The sequence below is a fragment of the Xanthomonas arboricola genome (assembly GCF_002940665.1).
Lineage (GTDB): Bacteria > Pseudomonadota > Gammaproteobacteria > Xanthomonadales > Xanthomonadaceae > Xanthomonas > Xanthomonas arboricola_B.
The window spans coordinates 795,707-814,665 of the sequence record NZ_MIGY01000001.1 but is presented as its reverse complement, the minus strand read 5'-3'; the positions used below and the strand labels follow the sequence as shown (position 1 = coordinate 814,665).

Genomic DNA, 18,959 nt, shown 5'->3' with positions numbered 1-18,959 from the left:
CCGGGTGCGTGGAGCTGCCGGGCTCACTTCTGCAACTGGTCCGCCTGCGCATGCAACAACGCGACAAACGCCTGCGCGGCGCGCGACAGGGTGCGCCCGCCATGGGTCACGCAGCCCAGCTCGCGTGACAGCGCCACATCGCGCAGCGGCAGCGCCACGATCTGATGATCGATCATGCGCTCCGGCAACACGCTCCACGCAAGGCCCACCGACACCAGCATCTTGATCGTTTCCAGATAGTTGGTGGTCATGCGCAGGCGCGGCACCAGTGCGCGCCCGGCGAACAGGCCGGCGACGATGCGATGGGTGAACGTGCCCGGATCAGGCAGCACCGCCGGATGCGCCACGACATCTTCCAGCGCCACCGCGCGCAATCCGGCCAACGGATGGTCCGGCGCCACCACGAACTGCAGGCGGTCGTGCCAGATCGGTTGCGCGCGTAGCGGCGCACGCGTGTCCGGCGCCAGCGTGGTGACCGCCAGCTCCACCTCGCCGCGCAGCACGGCGGCATAGGCCAGCTCCGAATCCAGAAACCGGATGTCCAGCGCTGCCTGCGGGTGCTGTGCAGCGAAGCCGCGCAGCAGGGCCGGCAGGCGGTGCAGGCCGACATGATGGCTGGTGGCCAGGCTCAGGCGCCCGCCGACCGCCGCGCCAAGATGCTCCAGCACGCGGCGGGTGTCCTGCAGCTCGGCCAGGATGCGTTGCGCGCGCGGCAGCAAGGCCTGGCCGGCCTCGGTCAGCACCACCTGGCGGCCAAGTCGGTCGAACAGCCGCGCCGACAGTTGCCCTTCCAGCAAGGCGATCCGTTTGCTGACCGCCGGCTGGGTGAGGTGCAAGGCCTCGCCGGCTGCCGAAAAGCTGCCGCTCTCGGCGATCGCCACGAAGGCGCTGAGGCTTGCCAGATCCATTGCCATTCCTGAATTTCATTTGTTGAATAGACAATATGAATTTGTGTTATCCAAGGCAAGCTCCTAGCATCGACTTCAGCCAGGTGGATTCTCCCACCACCCGCCAACCGGATCGCCGCAATGACTGCCAAGACGCTGTACGACAAGCTGTGGGACCTGCACGAGGTCACGCGCCGCGACGATGGCTCGTCGCTGATCTACATCGACCGCCACATCCTGCATGAAGTGACCTCGCCGCAGGCGTTCGAAGGCCTGCGCCTGGCCGGGCGCAAGCCGTGGCGCATCGACGCCAATATCGCCACGCCCGACCACAACGTGCCGACCACGCGCGCCGAGCGCCAGGGCGGGCTGGAGTCGATTTCCGACGAAGTCTCGCGCCTGCAGGTGCAGACCCTGGACGAGAACTGCGACGATTTCGGCATCCTCGAGTTCAAGATGAACGACGCGCGCCAGGGCATCGTGCATGTGGTCGGCCCCGAGCAAGGCGCCACCTTGCCGGGCATGACCGTGGTCTGCGGCGATTCGCATACCTCCACGCATGGCGCGTTCGGCGCGCTGGCGCACGGCATCGGCACCTCCGAAGTCGAGCACGTGCTGGCCACGCAATGCCTGATCGCCAAGAAGATGAAGAACATGCAGGTGCGCGTGGAAGGCACGCTGCCGTTCGGCGTGACCGCCAAGGACATCGTGCTGGCGGTGATCGGCAGGATCGGCACCGCCGGCGGCAACGGCCACGCGCTGGAATTTGCCGGCAGCGCGATCCGCGCGCTGTCGATGGAAGGCCGCATGACCATCTGCAACATGTCCATCGAAGCCGGCGCGCGCGTAGGCATGGTGGCGGTGGACGAACAAACCATTGCCTACGTCGAAGGTCGCCCGTTCGCGCCCAAGGGCGCCGACTGGGAGGCAGCCGTCGCGCTGTGGCGCACGCTGGTCTCCGATGCGGATGCGCACTTCGACACCGTGGTGGAGCTGCGCGCCGAAGACATCAAGCCGCAGGTCAGCTGGGGCACCTCGCCGGAAATGGTCCTGGCGGTGGACCGGCAGGTACCGGACCCGGCAACCGAACAGGATCCGACCAAGCGCGATTCGATCGAGCGCGCGCTGAAGTACATGGGCCTGCGCGCAAATCAGCCGATTACCGAGATCCGCCTGGACCGCGTGTTCATCGGCTCGTGCACCAACTCGCGCATCGAAGATCTGCGCGCGGCCGCTGCGGTGGCCAAGGGTCGCAAGGTCGCTTCCACCATCAAGCAGGCGCTGGTGGTGCCGGGCTCGGGTCTGGTCAAGGCGCAGGCCGAAGCCGAAGGCCTGGACAAGGTGTTTCTGGATGCCGGTTTCGAATGGCGCGAGCCGGGCTGCTCGATGTGTCTGGCGATGAACCCGGACAAGCTGGGCAGCGGCGAACACTGCGCCTCCACCTCCAACCGCAACTTCGAAGGCCGCCAGGGCGCCGGTGGGCGCACCCATCTGGTCAGCCCGGCAATGGCGGCAGCGGCGGCGGTCAGCGGGCATTTTGTCGATGTGCGTGACCTCGGGGATTCGGCAGTGGGGATTCGGGATTCGTAAACACCGGTCCGCGCATTCCCGCTTTTTCGAATCCCCAATGTCCAATCCCTAATCACGGCATCCCGATGACCCCTTTCACCCAACACACCGGACTGGTGGCGCCGCTGGATCGCGCCAATGTCGATACCGACCAGATCATTCCCAAGCAATTCCTCAAGTCGATCAAGCGCACCGGTTTCGGGCCGAACCTGTTCGACGAATGGCGGTATCTGGATATCGGCGAGCCCGGCCGCGACAATAGCCAGCGCCCGCTCAATCCGGAGTTCGTGCTCAATTTCCCGCGCTATCAGGGCGCCAGCGTGTTGTTGGCACGCGAGAACTTCGGCTGCGGCTCCTCGCGCGAGCACGCGCCGTGGGCGCTGGACGAATACGGCTTCCGCACGGTAATCGCGCCCAGTTTCGCCGACATCTTCTTCAACAACAGTTTCAAGAACGGCCTGCTACCGATCGTGCTGGCCGAAGCAGAAGTCGATGCCTTGTTCGAGCAGTGCATTGCCACCGAAGGCTACCAACTCACCGTGGATCTGGCCGCGCAGCGCGTGCGCCGCCCCGATGGCGTGGAATACGGCTTCGACGTCGACGCATTCCGCAAGCACTGCCTGCTCAATGGCCTGGACGACATCGGCCTGACCCTGCAGGACGCCGATGCGATCGGTCGCTTCGAGCAAGGCCATCGCGCGCGTCAACCGTGGCTGTTCGGCGCGCTGCAGTGAGTGCGGTTGCCACCGCCACCGCCGATGCGGGTGCGTTGAGCGAGCATGTCGCTGCGCAGTTCGGGCCGCAGGCGCAGGCTTATCTGCATAGCGACGTGCATGCGCAAGGCGCCGAGTTCGCCGAGCTCCGCGCTGGTCTGCAGGATCGTCGCAACGGGCGACTGCTCGACCTGGGCTGCGGTGCCGGGCATGTGAGTTTCCAGCTGGCGCCGCTGATGGCCGAGGTGGTGGCCTACGATCTGTCTGCCGACATGCTCGAGGTCGTGGCGGCCACCGCCGCAGACCGCGGGCTGACCCAAGTGTGCACGGTGCAAGGTGCCGCCGAACGCTTGCCGTTCGAGACCGGCAGCATGGATGCAGTGGTCAGCCGCTACTCGGCGCACCATTGGAGCGACTTGGGGCAGGCACTGCGCGAAGTGCGGCGCGTGCTGCGTCCGGGCGGGATTGCGGCCTTCATCGACGTAGTGGCGCCTGGCCTGCCGCTGCTGGATACGCACCTGCAGGCGATCGAGTTGCTGCGCGATACCAGCCATGTGCGTGACTACAGTGTTGCGCAGTGGTTGCAGACGCTCGGTGATGCCGGCTTGCAGGTGCAGCGGCATCATTGCCAACGGCTGCAGCTGGACTATCTGAGCTGGGTAGATCGCATGCGCACGCCGGAGGTGTTGCGCGCGGCCATTCGCGCATTGCAGGGCGCAGCGGTAGACGAGGTGCGCGACTACTTTCAGATTGCGGCCGATGGCTCCTTCAGCACAGATGTGCTGGTGGTATGGGCAGCACGTTGATTTTTTGGGCGCTACGGCGCCAACTCACGAGGATTGCATGAGCAAGCAGATTCTGATTCTTCCTGGCGACGGCATTGGCCCGGAGATCATGGCCGAAGCGGTCAAGGTGCTGACGCGCATCGATGCGCAGCACGGATTGGGCTTCAGCCTGGTGTACGACGAACTCGGTGGCGCAGCCTACGACAAGTACGGCTGCCCGCTGGCCGACGAAACGCTGGAGCGCGCACGCGCTGCCGACGCAGTGCTGCTGGGCGCGGTCGGTGGGCCGCAATGGGACACCATCGACCCATCGTTGCGCCCGGAGCGTGGCCTGCTCAAGATCCGCTCGCAGCTTGGGTTGTTCGCCAACCTGCGTCCGGCACTGCTGTATCCGCAGTTGGCCGACGCCTCCACGCTCAAGCCGGAGGTGGTGTCCGGGCTGGATCTGTTGATCCTGCGCGAGCTCACCGGCGGCATTTACTTCGGTCAGCCGCGTGGCACGCGCACGCTGGAAAATGGCGAGCGTCAGGCCTACGACACGCTGCCATACAGTGAGGGCGAGATCCGCCGCATCGCCAAGGCCGGCTTCGAGATGGCACGTTTGCGCGGCAAAAAGCTGTGCTCGGTGGACAAGGCCAATGTGTTGGCGTCGAGCCAGTTGTGGCGTGCCGTCGTCGAAGAAGTGGCCAAGGATTATCCGGACATCGCGCTGTCGCACATGTACGTGGACAACGCGGCGATGCAGCTGGTGCGCGCGCCCAAGCAGTTCGACGTGATCGTGACCGACAACATGTTCGGCGACATCCTGTCCGACCAGGCGTCGATGCTCACCGGTTCGATCGGCATGCTGCCTTCGGCCTCGCTGGATGCCAATAGCAAGGGCATGTATGAGCCATGTCATGGCTCGGCGCCGGACATCGCAGGCAAGGGCATCGCCAATCCGTTGGCCACCATCCTGTCGGTGGCAATGATGTTGCGCTACACGTTCGCGCAATCTGCTGCAGCAGATGCGATCGAACAAGCGGTCGGCAAGGTACTCGACCAAGGCCTGCGCACCGCCGACATCTGGTCGGAAGGCACGACCAAGGTTGGCACCATGGCAATGGGTGATGCAGTGGTGGCCGCACTGTAACAGCGTTCGCTTCTCCTCTGCTGTCATGTCACCAGCGACGGTGACACTCCGAAAGACCTGCAAACCAGCAGGTCCCCTGCATTTCTTTCCGCAACCGACAACAACCGGCGGTGCTTGCGCGCGTGCCGGCGTGGGACCTTGAGCGGCATGGATGCCGCGCCAGAGCCTACACGGACGTACTTGCGGCGTGTCCCACACCGGTACGCGTGCAAGCGCCCGCAGCAGACCGAAGCATTCGCATAAAAATGCCAGATGTCGTGCGCAAGATCGATCGGTGTGCGGAGTCGGTGGGCGGCGCGGCGCCGCATCCGGTGTCGGGACACGCCGTGAATCCGTCCGTGGAGGCTCGGTGGCGGCATCCATGCCGCCACACGGTCCCGCCCCCCGGATGCGGCACCACGCTCCCAAGATTGCTACCGTTGATCGGCAGGCAGTGCTTTCAAGCAAGCGTTGATGCCTGCGGATTTCTTGGTCGACGTGATCGGTACGCTATCCATCTGCTGTCATGTCACCAGCGACGGTGACACTCCGAAAGACCTGCTGACCACCAGGCCCTCTGCATTTCTTTCAGCCACCGACAGCAACTGATGGTGCTTGCGCGGGTGCCGGCGTGGGACCTTGAGCGGCATGGATGCCGCGCCAGAGCCTACACGGACGTACTTGCGGCGTGTCCCACGCCGGCACGCGTGCAAGCGCCCGCAGCAGACCGGAGCATTCGCATGAAAACGCCAGATGTCGTGCGCAAGATCGATCGGTGTGCGGAGTCGGTCGGCGGCGCGGCGCCGCATCCGGTGTCGGGACACGCCGTGAATCCATCCATGGAGGCTCGGTGGCGGCATCCATGCCGCCACACGGTCCCGCCCCCGGACGCGACACCAAGCTCCCAACATTGCCACCGTTGATCGGCAAGCAATGCTTTCAAGCAAGCGTTGGTGCCTGCGGATTTCTTGGTCGACGTGATCGGTACGCCATTCATCTGCTGTCATGTCACCAGCGACGGTGACACTCCGAAAGACCTGCTGACCAGCAGTCCCCTGCATTTCTTTCCGCAACCGACAACAACCGGTGGTGCTTGCGCGGGTGCCGGCGTGGGACCTTGAGCGGCATGGATGCCGCGCCAGAGCCTACACGGACGTACTTGCGGCGTGTCCCACGCCGGTACGCGTGCAAGCGCCCGCAGCAGACCGGAGCATTCGCGCGGAACGTCATATGTCGTGCGCAAGGTTGATCGGTGTGCGGAGTCGGTCGGCGGCGCGGCGCCGCATCCGGTGTCGGGACACGCCGTGAATCCGTCCGTGGAGGCTCGGTGGCGGCATCCATGCCGCCGGCGTGTCCCACGCCGACACGCGTGCAAGCGCCCGCAGCAGACCGAAGCATTCGCACAAAGCCGGCAGACCTCGTGTGCGAGATTGTTCCGTGTTCCGTGTTCCGTGTTCCGCGTTCTGTTTCCGGTGTCGGTACGCGTGCAATCGCACGCAGCAACCCGACGCATTCGTACAGAACCCTTAGATGTCGCCCGCAAAGTCGGTCACCGGCGCAGCACCGTTTTCAGTGCCGGTTCCCACAGGCGCGGTGAGCAAACCGACGCACTTGCAAAGAAGTTGAAACACCAAGCACCAAAACGGCCGGCAGATCACTCTGCCGGCCGTCAGGTTTGCTTCGTCCAGCGAATGACCGGTATTACGCCACCGCAGCGGTCTTGCCGGCGACCACGCCGCGCTCGCGCTGACGCAGCAGGCGGTTGGCTACATCCAGCCACGCCAGGGCGCTGGCTTCGATGATGTCCTTGCTGGTGCCGGTGCCTTCGTATTCCACTCCATCGTGGCGCACGCTCAGGCTGGCTTCGCCGCGCGCGTCCGCGCCGATGCCCACGCTATGCACCTGGTAGCTGTCCAGCTCCAGCTTCACGCCGGTGGCCGAGGCCAGCGCGCCAAAGAGCGCATCCACCGGGCCATTGCCCTGCGCGGTTTCGGCCACGCGATTGCCGTCCGGATCGGACAACTCCACCAGCGCATTGGCACGGCTGCCGACATCGCTGATGGTCATCGACGCCAGGCGATAGCCTTCCTGCACGGTGGCGTCCTGCATCAATGCCTGCAGGTCCGCGTCGGTGACCACGCGCTGTTTTTCGCACAATGCCTTGAACTGCTCGAAGACCAGTTTGACCTCTTCCTCCTCCAGCAGGTACCCCAAGGCGCGCAGACGCTGTTCCACTGCCGCACGGCCGCTATGGCGGCCCAGCACCATCTGCGAGGACTCCCAGCCCACGTCTTCCGGGCGCATGATTTCGTAGGTGCCGCGATGGCGCAGCATGCCGTGCTGGTGGATGCCCGACTCGTGCGCGAACGCGTTGCCGCCGACCACCGCCTTGTTGCGCTGCACCGGCATGCCGACCAGGCGCTGCAGCAACTGCGAGGTGGAGACGATGCGTGGGGTGTTGATGTCGGTATCGATGTTGTAGAACGCACCGCGCACCTTCAGTGCCATGGTGATTTCTTCCAGTGCGCAGTTGCCGGCGCGCTCGCCGATGCCGTTGATGGTGCATTCGACCTGCCGTGCGCCGCCTTCGATCGCCGCCAGCGAATTGGCCACCGCCAGGCCCAGATCGTTGTGGCAGTGCGCGCTGAAGATCACGGTATCGGCACCTTCCACGCTGGCGATCAGGCGCGAGAACATGCCGCGGATTTCTTCCGGCGTGGTGAAGCCCACCGTGTCCGGCAGATTGATCGTGGTGGCACCGGCGGCGATCGCCACGCGCGCCACCTCGGCCAGGAAATCCTCTTCGGTGCGGGTGGCGTCCTCTGCGGAGAACTCGACATCGTCGATATAGCCGCGCGCCAGCGTCACATGCTTGTGCACCGACTCCAGCACCTGCTCGCGGCTCATGCGCAGCTTGTGCTCGCGGTGCAGCGGGCTGGTGGACAGGAAGACATGCAGGCGCGGATTGGCGGCCGCCTCCAGTGCACGCGCGGAGGTCTCGATGTCGGCCTGCAGGCAGCGCGACAGCACCGCCAGCGTGGGGCGGCGCAGCTCGCGGCCGATCATCGCGACGGCCTCGCGGTCGGAATGCGAACTGGCCGGGAAACCGGTTTCGATGATGTCCACGCCGAGTTCGTCCAGCGCGCGCGCCATCACCAGCTTCTGCTGGGGCGTCATGCTGCAGCCGGGGGATTGCTCGCCGTCGCGCAGGGTGGTGTCGAAAATTCGGATACGCGGGGTCTGGTTGGATACGGTCGTGTTCACCAGGAAGACTCCTCTACGGCGATGGCGGTGACAGGCGTTGGAGCGACTGCGGATGGGCGGGAAAGAACGGGTGTTTCGGGAAGTGACTTGGCGCTGCGTTCGTTGCGAAGTCGCTCGGTATTGCGACGACGCGGCTTGCGTGGCGGCCGCGGCCGTACCTCGGACAAGAGTGTGGCCAGAACAGTTGCGTCGATATTACCGCCAGAGACCACCGCGCACTTGCGTTTCCCTGCAACGCGGCGACCGGCGGCCAGTGCCAGCGCGCCAGCGCCCTCGGCGATGACGTGTTCTTCCAGTGCCAGGCGCACCAGCGTTTCGCGTAATTCGGCCTCGCGCACGATCACCACATCGTCGAGCAGGCTCGAGCACAGGCGGCGGGTCAGAAAGCCGGGAATCTTGACCTTCACGCCGTCGGCCAACGTGGGGACGGGAGTGATTTCGCGCAGATCGCCACGTACGGCGCGCGCCATCGAATCCACCCCTTCCACCTGCGCGCCGACGATGCGCACGCCTTGCGATTTCAGCGCCAGCGCCACCCCGGAGGCCAGCCCGCCGCCGCCGATCGGCACGATCACCACGTCCGGCGCATGCGCGGCCAGTTCGATGCCGACCGTGCCTTGCCCGGCGATCACATCCGGGTCGTCAAAGGCGGACAGAAAACGGTAGCCATTCTGGTCGGCCAGCTCGCGCGCGAACGCAAACGCTTCGTCGTAGCTGTTGCCGTGCTGGCGGACGGTGGCGCCCCAGTGTGCGACGCCGGCGATCTTGGTCTGCGGCGCGCCGTAGGGCATCACCGTGATGGCCTGCACGCCCAGCCGGTATGCCGACCACGCCACACCTTGCGCATGGTTGCCGGCCGAGGCGCAGATCACCGGGCGATCGTCGCCGCGTTCCAGCCCCGCCAGCAAGGCGTTCAAGGCACCGCGCACCTTGTAGGAACCGGTGCGCTGCAGATTTTCCAGCTTCAACCACACACCGAAGCGTTCGGCGTAATGCAGCGGCGTGGGCGACAGATACTTGCGCAGACGTGCCTGCGCAGCCAGCACGTCGGCCACGCTGACCGCCACGTCGCCTACGTCTGGCTCCTGCGGGGAGGGGCGGTCGGAATCAGGCATTGCGGCACGCGCACGGCCGATCCGGGAGAAGACACCTCCGGACAGCGGTTTCATGGTCGCGTGAGGTCTGGGCGTTCATGCCGCGACCTCGACCGAGTCCAGCGCAGTGATCACCACCGACTCGCAGTCGTACACCTTCTCCAACTGCAGGCGCAGCGTTTCCGGCGGGCGGGCGCTGTCCACCTCCAGTTGCAGATGCCAGCGGCCGGCATCGTCCGGGGCGCTGGCGCCCTGGATGGCGCAGGGGCGGAAGCCGCGTCGCTCGGTCATGCCGAGCACGCGCACCAATGCGCCTTCGGCCGGCTTCAGCACCAGATCAAGCCGGTAACGCATGCGATGTCTCCTTGGCCGCATGTGCGGGATTGCTGTCCAGCATGGTGCTGTTGGCGTTGTTGGGCGGCACCAGCGGCCACACGTTGGCACGCGCGTCGATGGCCACATGCAGCAGGCCGGGGCCGGGCTGTGCCAGCAGTTCGGCCAGCGCGGCATCGACATCGCCGCGCGCGATGATGCGCTTGGCCGGGATGCCGAAGACCTGCGCCAGGGCCGCAAAATCCGGGTTGTCGGACAGATCGATTTCGCTGTAACGCTCGGCGAAGAACAGCTCCTGCCACTGCCGCACCATGCCCAGCGAGCTGTTGTCCAGCAGCACGATCTTCACCGGCAGCTTGCAGCGCGCGATCGTCACCAGCTCCTGCACGTTCATCATGAAACTGCCGTCGCCGGAAACCAGCACCACGGTGCGGTCGGGGCAGGCGAACTGCGCGCCCATCGCCGCCGGCAGGCCGAAGCCCATCGTGCCGAGCGCGCCGCTGGTGAGGTGATTGCGCGGATCGTTGAAGCGGCAATGCTGGGCGACCCACATCTGATGCTGACCCACGTCGCAGGCGATGATGGTGTCGGCCGGAGCCACTTCGCTCAGGCGCTTGAGCAGCGCCGGTGCGTAGATATCGGTACCGGGCGCATCGTAACGCGCGCCGAACTTCTCGCGGTTGGCAAAGCAGCGCGTGCGCCATGCCTGGCAATTGCCGCGTGCCGCACTCAATGCCTTCAGACTGACCGCCACATCGCCGGGCACTGCGATGTCGGCCGTGCGCAGCTTGGAGATTTCATACGCATCGGCATCCAGATGGATGACGCGCGCGAATGGTGCGAATTCGCTCAACTTGCCGGTGGCACGGTCGTCGAAGCGTGCACCGACAACCACCAACAGATCGCATTCCTGGATCGCCATATTGGCCGCACGGGTGCCGTGCATGCCCAGCATGCCCAGATAGTCCGGATGCGCATGCGGCAACGCGCCCAGGCCGCGCAAGGTCAGCGCGGTGGGAATGCCGGTGACTTCGACAAAGCGCCGGAATGCCTCCACCGCCCCGGCCAAGGCGATGCCGCCACCGCCGTACACGACCGGGCGTTCGGCACTGGCGATGGCCGCCAGGGCCTGCGCCAATTTCGCATCGTCCGGGGCCGGAGGCGGCAGCACTGCCGCCGGCACATGATCGGGCAGGTGCGAGGCGTCGGCGATCTGCACGTCCTTGGGCAGGTCGATCAACACCGGCCCGGGACGTCCCTCGCGCGCGATGCGGAACGCCTCGCGCACCATCTCCGGAAGCTCCTCCACGCACCGCACCAGAAAGCTGTGCTTGACGATCGGCATGGTCATGCCGAACACGTCCAGTTCCTGGAACGCATCGGTGCCCAGCAGGGGCGTGGCGACCTGGCCGGTCAGGCACACCATCGGCACCGAATCGAGCATCGCATCGGCGATGCCGGTGACCAGATTGGACGCGCCCGGGCCGGAGGTGGCCACGCACACGCCGACCCGGCCGCTGGCACGGGCGTAGCCGTTGGCGGCGAGCGCGGCGCCCTGTTCGTGACGGACCAGGATGTGCTTGAGCCTGGAATCCACCAGGGCGTCGTAGAACGGCATGATGGTGCCGCCCGGATAACCGAACAGCGTTTCCACGCCTTCGGCCTCCAGGGCCTGCGTCAGCCAGCGCGCGCCGTTGCGGGGCGTGCTGTGTGCGGAGGTGTTCATGCGTTGCGGACCTTCGGTATTAGCGGTGGGGGTGCGGCGGCATTACGCCGCTTGTTGATTCGCAGGTGCGGCGGCGGCTTGCTGCTGACCGTTGAGCCACACCATCTTGGCGCGCAGCTTCTTGCCCACTTCCTCGATCGGGTGCTCCAGATCGGCCTGCTTGAACTTGTTGTAGTTCGGCAGGCCGGCTTCGTGTTCGGCCACCCAGTTCTTGGTGAAGGTGCCGTTCTGGATATCGGTCAGCACGTCCTTCATGCGCGCCTTGGTGCTGGCGTCGATCACGCGCGGGCCGCTGACATAATCGCCGTACTGCGCGGTTTCGGACACGAATTCCAGCATGCGGGTGATGCCGCCTTCGTAAAACAGGTCCACGATCAACTTCAGTTCGTGCAGCACTTCGTAGTACGCGATCTCCGGCTGATAGCCGGCTTCCACCAGGACTTCGAACCCGGCCTGCACCAGCGACGAGGCGCCACCGCACAGCACGGCCTGCTCGCCGAACAGATCGGTTTCGGTCTCTTCCTTGAAGGTGGTCTTGATGATGTTGGCGCGCGCGCCGCCCAGGCCACCGGCGTAGGTCAGCGCGAACTGCTCGGCCTTGCCGCTGGTGTCCTGGTGGACCGCATAGATGCATGGCACGCCACGCCCAATCTCGTATTCGCGACGCACCAGCGCGCCCGGACCCTTCGGCGCGACCAGCACCACATCCAGATCGGCACGCGGGGTGATCATGTCGAAATGCACGTTCAGGCCATGCGCGAACAGCAGGCAGGCGCCTTGCTTCATGTTCGGGGCGATGACCTCTTCGTAGAGCTTCTTCTGCACCATGTCCGGGGTCAGGATCGCGACCAGGTCGGCACTCTTGACCGCCTCGGCCGGCGCCATCACGGTGAAGCCGTCGGCCTGGGCCTTGGACTCGGTCGGGCCACCGGCACGCAGGCCGACGGTGACGTCGAAGCCGGAATCGCGCAGGTTCAGCGCATGTGCGCGGCCCTGGCTGCCGTAGCCGATGATCGCGATTTTCGGTTGGGTGTCATTGCTCATGGAGTAGTCCTTGCGGGGTTGGCAGTGGGAAATGAATCAGCAGGCAGCGTCAAAGGCTGGCCGGCCGAGCAAAGCGGGGATGGACGACGGGACCGGCCATGCAGGCATTGCACCAGCGCAGTGGTCGGCGCGGGTGGGGTAGATGGTGGCGATGTCGGTGATGTCGTTCATGTCATTCGAAACTTTTGGTGGTCCCTGAAACGCGAAACCCCGCGCCGTTGCCGGTGCGGGGTCTGATCGAAGCCTTGTGTGTCTGTTGCCTACACGAAGTCCCGTCCCGCACCGGTTGGCGAGGTAATAAGTACGAGCACGAGAAGCGACGCTGCCGACGCGCCGAAGGGCGCGGACACTGGGGCGTTCGAGGTGGTGTGGCGGTGCGACATGTGACTGAGATAACCATCGCTGCAGGTGGGGTGTCAACCCTTGCGCCTGAAACGGCCGCATCAATGGGTGCTATGTCGCGCGAAACCGCGTGGCAGCAGCATGGTTGCTGTTGAAACCGGATCGACGCGGGCCAGTGGTTGACGATATGGGCCACTAAATGCGCGGCATTTGTGCTGACACGCAGTGCTCACCGAGCGACACCGCCCGACCCGCTGGTATGGTTGGCAACTCACATGTGGTGTCCGGGGATCTGCTGTCATGCGTCGCGTACCTGTGTTGTTGGTGTCTGCCTTGGCGCTGCTCGCGCCGCCCCTCAGTGCTGCCGACCGGATCACCGGGCAGCCGTTCGCCACCCGCTCGGAAGTCATCGCCTCGCATGCGATGGCGGCGACCTCGCAGCCGTTGGCCACCCAGATCGCGCTGGATGTCATGAAGGACGGCGGCTCGGCAGTGGATGCGGCGATTGCCGCCAATGCCGCCCTGGGCCTGATGGAGCCGACCGGCAATGGCGTCGGCGGGGATCTGTTCGCTATCGTCTGGGACCCCAAGACCAGCAAGCTCTACGGCTACAACGGCTCGGGTCGCTCGCCCAGGTCGCTGACCCTGGCCGAGTTCCAGCGCCGTGGGTTGAAGGACATTCCGCCGACCGGCCCGTTGCCGGTATCGGTGCCGGGCGCGGTGGATGGCTGGTTCGCGCTGCACGGGCGCTTCGGGCGCAAGCCGATGGCGCAGAACCTGGCCCCGGCGATCCGCTACGCCCGCGAAGGCCATCCGGTGGCCGAGACCATCGCCTATTACTGGGACCGCTCGGTGCCGCGCCTGTCGCAGTACCCCGGCTTCAAGGAGCAGTTCACCATCGACGGCCATGCCCCGCGCAAGGGCGAGCTGTGGAAGAACCCGAACCTTGCCAACACCCTGCAGCAGATTGCCGACGGCGGCCGCGATGCGTTCTACAAAGGCGACATCGCCCGCACCATCGGCGCCTATTTCAAGGCCAATGGCGGCTACCTGAGTTACGAGGATCTGGCCAGCCACACCGGCGAATGGGTGGAGCCGGTGTCCACCAACTACCGTGGCTTTGATGTCTGGGAGTTGCCGCCCAACAGTCAGGGCATCGCCGCGCTGCAGATGCTCAATATCCTGGAGGGCTACGATTTCTCCAGGATCCCGTATGGCTCGGCCGAGCACGTGCACCTGTTCACCGAAGCCAAGAAGCTGGCCTTCGCCGACCGCGCGCGCTTCTATGCCGACCCGGCGTTCCAGCCGGCGCCGCTGGCCAAACTGATTTCCAAGGACTACGCCGCGCAGCGCCGCGCGCTGATCTCCATGGACAAGGCGCTCAAGGAAGTGCAGCCGGGTACGCCCAGGCAACTGGAAGAAGGCGACACCATCTACATGACCGTGGCCGATGCCGACGGCATGATGGTGTCGTTGATCCAGTCCAATTACCGCGGCATGGGCAGCGGCATGGCCCCGCCGGGGCTGGGCTTCATCCTGCAGGACCGCGGCGAGATGTTCGTGCTGAAAAAGGATCACCCCAACGGCTACGCGCCGGGCAAGCGGCCGTTCCAGACCATCATTCCCGCCTTCGTCACCAAAGACGGCAAGCCGTGGCTGAGCTTCGGGGTGATGGGCGGGGCGATGCAGCCGCAGGGGCACGTGCAGATCCTGATGAACCTGGTGGACTTCCATATGAATCTGCAGGAGGCTGGCGACGCGCCACGCATCCAGCATGAAGGATCCACCGAACCGACCGGCCAGGCCACCGCGATGAGTGATGGTGGCGAGGTCAACCTGGAAACCGGCTTCTCCTACGACACCATCCGCGCGCTGATGCGCAAAGGCCACCGGGTGATCTTTGCCGATGGCCCGTATGGCGGGTACCAGGCGATCGCGCGCGACCCGGCCAGCGGGGTGTATTACGGCGCTTCGGAAAGCCGCAAGGACGGTCAGGCCGCCGGTTACTGATGACTGAGCAATCGCTTGTGGATGCGTGGTGCGGCTCAATTGCAGTCGCAGCGCGCCGCTAATGATGGTGATGGATTAGGAATTGCCATGAACTCGATGCAACAGCCCGATCGGCCGTCGCAAACGCATGCGGCGCTGCTCCCCGATGCACCGGTCGCCCTGCTGCGGCTATCGGCCGAGGCCTGCGTGGTGGCCTGCAACCGCGCAGGCCTGGACGTCCTGGGCAAGACCGCCGGCGAGCTGCAAGGCGCGTCGGCGTCGGTGTTGTGGGGATTGAGTGCAGCCGATCTGGTCGGCGAAGATGGCGTATGGGCCGCCGCGGGGGACGACCCGGCCCGGCGCGTGCGTTATGTGCGCGACCGCGAGCACGGTGGCTGGATGCTGTCGCTGCCGCATGTGGAAACCGCGATCCTGCTGCGTGAGGCCACCCGTCTGGCCGAAGACAGCCGGCCGGTGCCGATCTCGCCGCTGCTGCAGCCGCTGGTGGCGCGCCTGCAGGCCGAACACGAGGACCGCACCGTGCTGGAGCGCACTGCCCAGGCGCTGGCCGGTTGCGAGCTGGAACTGTTGCTGCCGCCCGGTCTGGCGGAGACCGGCATGGGGCGCCGGCTGCAGTCGGGCTTCGGCAACCTGGCCGAGGCGATCCGGCAGGCAGTGGCGTTGTCGGTGCAGATCGCCGCCGAAGTACCGCCGCTTGTGGCCGAGAACGACGAGATGGTGCGCCAGTCGCAGGCGCAGACCGACGCGCTGGATGGCGCCCGCACGGCGGTGGAGCGGCTCTCTTCGAGCTTGCAGGACGTCAATGCCGACCTGGCTCAGGTGATTGCGCTGGCCGCCAGTGCCGACGAAAGCGCACGTCAGGGCGTCGCCGCCGCACATGCGCTGGGCCAGGCCATGCACGAAGTGGAGCGCCGCGCCGCGCGCGCCGGCGAGGTCATCGAAGTCATCGACTCGGTGGCGTTCCAGACCAACATCCTGTCGATCAACGCCAGCATCGAAGCTGCGCATGCCGGCGATGCCGGGCGCGGATTTGCGGTCGTCGCCACCGAGATCCGCCGCCTGGCCGAACGGGCGGCCGCGGCAGCGCGCGACGTGCGCACGATCCTGGCCGAAACCAGCGCCGCGGTGGGCGAGGGCGCGGCCTCCGCGCGCGGCACCGAGGTGGTGCTCGATGGCATCACCCGCGTGCTCGGCCAGGCCAGCAGCGCCATGACCACGGTGGCCGGACGTATCCAGGCGCAGGACGGCGAGATTCGCGGCATCGAAAGTGCCGTCGATGGCGTGGTGGCGCTGGGCCGCAGCAACCTGCAGCATGCTGCGCATGTGGCCGAACGTAGCGAAGCGCTGGAGCGCGGCACCGAGACGCTGCGCGATTGCGTGGGCCTGTTCCGTCTGCCGGCCGACCCGCTGAAAGTGCCCAGGCACGCGCGCGTCAAGGAACTCGCCGTGGCGACCGCCGCTCGCATCGGCACTGCCCTGGCGCAGGCCATCGCACGCGGCCAGATCGACGAAGCGGCGCTGTTCGCGCGCAGCTACACGCCGATTGCCGGCGTGGAGCCTGCCAAGTTCAGCACCGACTTCGATGCGCTTTGCGACGAGGTGTTGCCGGCCTTGCAGGAGCCGCTGCTGGATGCGCATCCGTGGATCGTGTTCGCCATCTGCGCCAATCCCGACGGCTATGTGCCCACGCATAACCTGCGTTTCAGCCAGCCGCTGACCGGCGATCCCAAGCGCGATCTGGTCGGCAATCGCACCAAGCGCAAGTTTACCGACCGCGTCGGCCGTAGCGTGGGCGCGCATACCGACCCGTATCGCCTGCAGGTCTACCGCCGCGATACCGGGCAGATCATGTTCGACCTGTCGGCCCCGATCTATGTCGGCGGCAAGCACTGGGGCGGTTTGCGAGTGGGCTATACGCTGGAGTAGCTTGCGTCGTTAATGCGGCGTCGCTGCGGAGACGGCACTGGGCGCCGCCGCCGCAGTGGTGCCCCCCAACTGCTCGGCAAGAAAGCGTTCGAGGGTGCGATAGAACGTCACTTGATTGGCTTCCTTGTAGAAGCCGTGTCCTTCCTTGGGAACGGCCATCCACTGCGGCGCGTTGCCGCTGCGCGTCAATGCCGCACGCAGACTCTTGGCCTGGGCAAACGGGGCTCGTTCGTCCTCTTCGCCGTGCACGAGCAGCACCGGCACCTTGATGCGGTCGGCCAACATCACCGGGGAATGCGCGGCCAGTTCGGCGGTATCGCGGCCGATGGCGCGCTCCAGATAATTCAGGCCGTAGTCGCTGCGATTGATGTCGCCCTTGCTGTACATCATCTGCAGATCGTAGATGCCGGCTACGCCGACCGTGCAGCGGAACAATTCCGGCGCCTTGACCTGCACCATCATGGCGGCGTAGGCGCCGTAGCTGCAGATGCGCGTCTGATCGGCGAGTCCCTGGTCCACCGCCCAGCGAACGCCGTCGATCAGATCCTCCTGGATACGCTCGCCCCACTGGCGATACCCGGCGCGTTCGAACCGGTTGCCACGACCCAGTCCGCCGCGATAGTTGACCTGCAATACCAGATACCCGCGGCTGGCCAGGAATTGGGCGTCGGTATCGAAGGCCCAGCCATCCCCACCTGCATGCGGGCCGCCGTGCGGCAGCAGAATCATCGGCAACCGCATCCCGTTTGCAGCGGTGCCGGGGACGGTGAGCACACCGTCCAGGATCAACCCGTCGCTGGCCTGAAAGGTCACCATGCGACGCTCGCTCATCTGCGCCGCCTGCAATACACTGCGTGCCTTGATGACAAGTTTCAGCGTATTGCTCGGTCGGTCGAAGATGTACCAGGCCCCGGCATCGCGGTCGCTGTAGGCCCTGAGCAGCAGGCCGTTGCCGTCCTCGGTGAAATTGATGAAGTCCACGTACTGGCCGGCCAGGGTCTGGCTCAAGCTCCGGTGCAGTTGCGCTTCGGCAGTGTCCTGCTCGACATAGCGCAGTGTCGGCCGCCCCGGTCCAAGTCGCGCAGCAAATGGCGTTTGCTGCGCCGGGCCCCACTGCAGATCGTCCACGCTGTAGAACGGGTCGGACGCGAGCACGCTGCGCTGCTGGCCGTCGGGATCGGTGGCCACCAGAACTGCAGGGCCACCCGCCTCGCTGTACCAGCCATACAGGCGACCTGGCTGGCGTGCAAATGCGATCGGTCGCCAGCTGGCCTGGACCTGGGTCATCGGCGACCAGCCGTTGCCCGATCGGCGGAACAGCAACGGGTTATCGTTGTCGTCGCTGCCGTATGCGTATTGCGCCACGCCATCGTGGTCCAGCACGAACCGCAGATCGGGGACGTCGATGTCGGCCATCAGGCGATGGGTGGTGGTGTTGGCGTCGACGTCGTAGAGCATCGAGTGGCGCGAATCCAGCGACAGACGCCGCATGTAGAAATGGCCGTTGCGGCGACTCGGCAGGCCCTCGATATAGCCGAATCCGCGCTCCAGCCCCGCATTGCGGGTGCTTTGCAGGTAGCCATACACATAGCGCTGATTGCTGCCATCCAGGTCGGTGGCGATGATCTCGCCCATCGGCATGGGCTCTTCCAGCGAGCCGAGTTTGCGCCCCTTGCCGATCACCAGCCGGCGGTCGCTGACCCAGGCGATGCGCACCGGCAACTCATAGCGCGGCAACCGCAGCATCGTGGTGGATTGCATGCCGGCGATGCGGTAAACCACCAGCGCGTAGTTGCCATCGCCCAGATCCGCACTGACCGCCAGATGCTTTCCATCGGGTGACATCGCCGGCGAGGAGATCGGACCGGACTCGACGAAGGCCTCTGCAGGCGGCGTGGAGGCGGCCTGTGCGGCCCCTGAAAACAACCCCATCAGCAGCACTGCTGTCCAACCAAACCGGTGCATCCCCTGCATCTGCATCGTCCATCCCCTGTTTCACAGAAAGATAACGAAGTGGCAATGGATGTGGCAAGTGGGTTTACCAAAAAAAAGCCGCCGAAGATCGGCGGCAGGGAGAGAGAGCAGGTTTCTTGTTTTAGTGACTGCAGGCTAGCGCTGCGATGTGCCGTGGAAATGTCCCCGCATGGCGCCGCTG

The 18,959-nt window shown here is 65.6% G+C and carries 14 protein-coding genes; 6 read left to right on the top strand and 8 right to left on the bottom strand.

From position 1 onward, the window contains the following. Positions 1–23: 23 nt before the first annotated feature. Positions 24–908 (bottom strand): LysR family transcriptional regulator, encoded by an 885-nt coding sequence (locus tag XarjCFBP7645_RS03525; protein WP_104536249.1) that lies wholly within the window; start codon positions 906–908, stop codon positions 24–26. 120 nt (positions 909–1,028) lie between these two features. Here XarjCFBP7645_RS03525 and leuC point away from each other — a divergent pair, with 120 nt between their 5' ends. The 4 genes from leuC to leuB all read left to right on the top strand — a co-directional run bounded on the left by leuC (position 1,029) and on the right by leuB (position 5,086). Beyond that, complete coding sequence (leuC, locus tag XarjCFBP7645_RS03520; RefSeq protein ID WP_104536248.1) at positions 1,029–2,477, top strand: 3-isopropylmalate dehydratase large subunit; 1,449 nt, start codon at positions 1,029–1,031, stop codon at positions 2,475–2,477. A 65-nt stretch (positions 2,478–2,542) separates the two neighbouring features. Then, positions 2,543–3,190, top strand: a complete 648-nt coding sequence (gene leuD, locus XarjCFBP7645_RS03515; RefSeq protein ID WP_104536247.1) for a 3-isopropylmalate dehydratase small subunit — start codon at positions 2,543–2,545, stop codon at positions 3,188–3,190. Between the two features lie 35 nt (positions 3,191–3,225). Continuing rightward, the gene (locus XarjCFBP7645_RS03510; RefSeq protein WP_104536734.1) at positions 3,226–3,975 is read left to right on the top strand and encodes a class I SAM-dependent methyltransferase; all 750 of its coding nucleotides are present in this window, start codon (positions 3,226–3,228) and stop codon (positions 3,973–3,975) included. A 37-nt stretch (positions 3,976–4,012) separates the two neighbouring features. Beyond that, complete coding sequence (leuB, locus tag XarjCFBP7645_RS03505; RefSeq protein WP_104536246.1) at positions 4,013–5,086, top strand: 3-isopropylmalate dehydrogenase; 1,074 nt, start codon at positions 4,013–4,015, stop codon at positions 5,084–5,086. Between the two features lie 1,680 nt (positions 5,087–6,766). Here the strand turns inward: leuB and XarjCFBP7645_RS03495 are convergent. The 6 genes from XarjCFBP7645_RS03495 to XarjCFBP7645_RS21860 all read right to left on the bottom strand — a co-directional run bounded on the left by XarjCFBP7645_RS03495 (position 6,767) and on the right by XarjCFBP7645_RS21860 (position 12,697). After that, entirely contained in the window at positions 6,767–8,329 is a 1,563-nt protein-coding gene (locus tag XarjCFBP7645_RS03495; RefSeq protein WP_104536244.1) for a 2-isopropylmalate synthase, read from the bottom strand. Next, positions 8,326–9,444 (bottom strand): threonine dehydratase, encoded by a 1,119-nt coding sequence (locus XarjCFBP7645_RS03490; protein ID WP_104536243.1) that lies wholly within the window; start codon positions 9,442–9,444, stop codon positions 8,326–8,328. The genes XarjCFBP7645_RS03495 and XarjCFBP7645_RS03490 overlap by 4 nt, the downstream gene beginning before the upstream one ends. Before the next feature lie 75 nt (positions 9,445–9,519). Next, positions 9,520–9,777 carry an ACT domain-containing protein gene (locus tag XarjCFBP7645_RS03485; protein ID WP_104536242.1) on the bottom strand — a complete coding sequence of 86 codons (258 nt, stop codon included), beginning with the start codon at positions 9,775–9,777 and terminating at the stop codon, positions 9,520–9,522. After that, positions 9,761–11,482 carry an acetolactate synthase 2 catalytic subunit gene (gene ilvG / locus XarjCFBP7645_RS03480; RefSeq protein WP_104536241.1) on the bottom strand — a complete coding sequence of 574 codons (1,722 nt, stop codon included), beginning with the start codon at positions 11,480–11,482 and terminating at the stop codon, positions 9,761–9,763. Before ilvG ends, XarjCFBP7645_RS03485 begins: the two co-directional genes overlap by 17 nt. 42 nt (positions 11,483–11,524) lie before the next feature. Further along, the gene (ilvC, locus tag XarjCFBP7645_RS03475; protein ID WP_104536240.1) at positions 11,525–12,526 is read right to left on the bottom strand and encodes a ketol-acid reductoisomerase; all 1,002 of its coding nucleotides are present in this window, start codon (positions 12,524–12,526) and stop codon (positions 11,525–11,527) included. 36 nt (positions 12,527–12,562) lie between these two features. Beyond that, complete coding sequence (locus XarjCFBP7645_RS21860) at positions 12,563–12,697, bottom strand: hypothetical protein (protein ID WP_258077176.1); 135 nt, start codon at positions 12,695–12,697, stop codon at positions 12,563–12,565. Between the two features lie 471 nt (positions 12,698–13,168). Between XarjCFBP7645_RS21860 and ggt the strand changes: the two genes are divergently transcribed. Further along, positions 13,169–14,878: a gamma-glutamyltransferase gene (ggt, locus tag XarjCFBP7645_RS03470; RefSeq protein WP_104536239.1), complete on the top strand. Its 1,710-nt coding sequence runs from the start codon at positions 13,169–13,171 to the stop codon at positions 14,876–14,878. An 87-nt stretch (positions 14,879–14,965) separates the two neighbouring features. Then, entirely contained in the window at positions 14,966–16,804 is a 1,839-nt protein-coding gene (locus tag XarjCFBP7645_RS03465) for a methyl-accepting chemotaxis protein (protein WP_181126162.1), read from the top strand. Positions 16,805–16,813: 9 nt separating this feature from the next. Here the strand turns inward: XarjCFBP7645_RS03465 and XarjCFBP7645_RS03460 are convergent, their stop codons facing one another. Further along, entirely contained in the window at positions 16,814–18,736 is a 1,923-nt protein-coding gene (locus XarjCFBP7645_RS03460) for a prolyl oligopeptidase family serine peptidase (RefSeq protein ID WP_258079496.1), read from the bottom strand. Between the last annotated feature and the right edge of the window lie 223 nt (positions 18,737–18,959).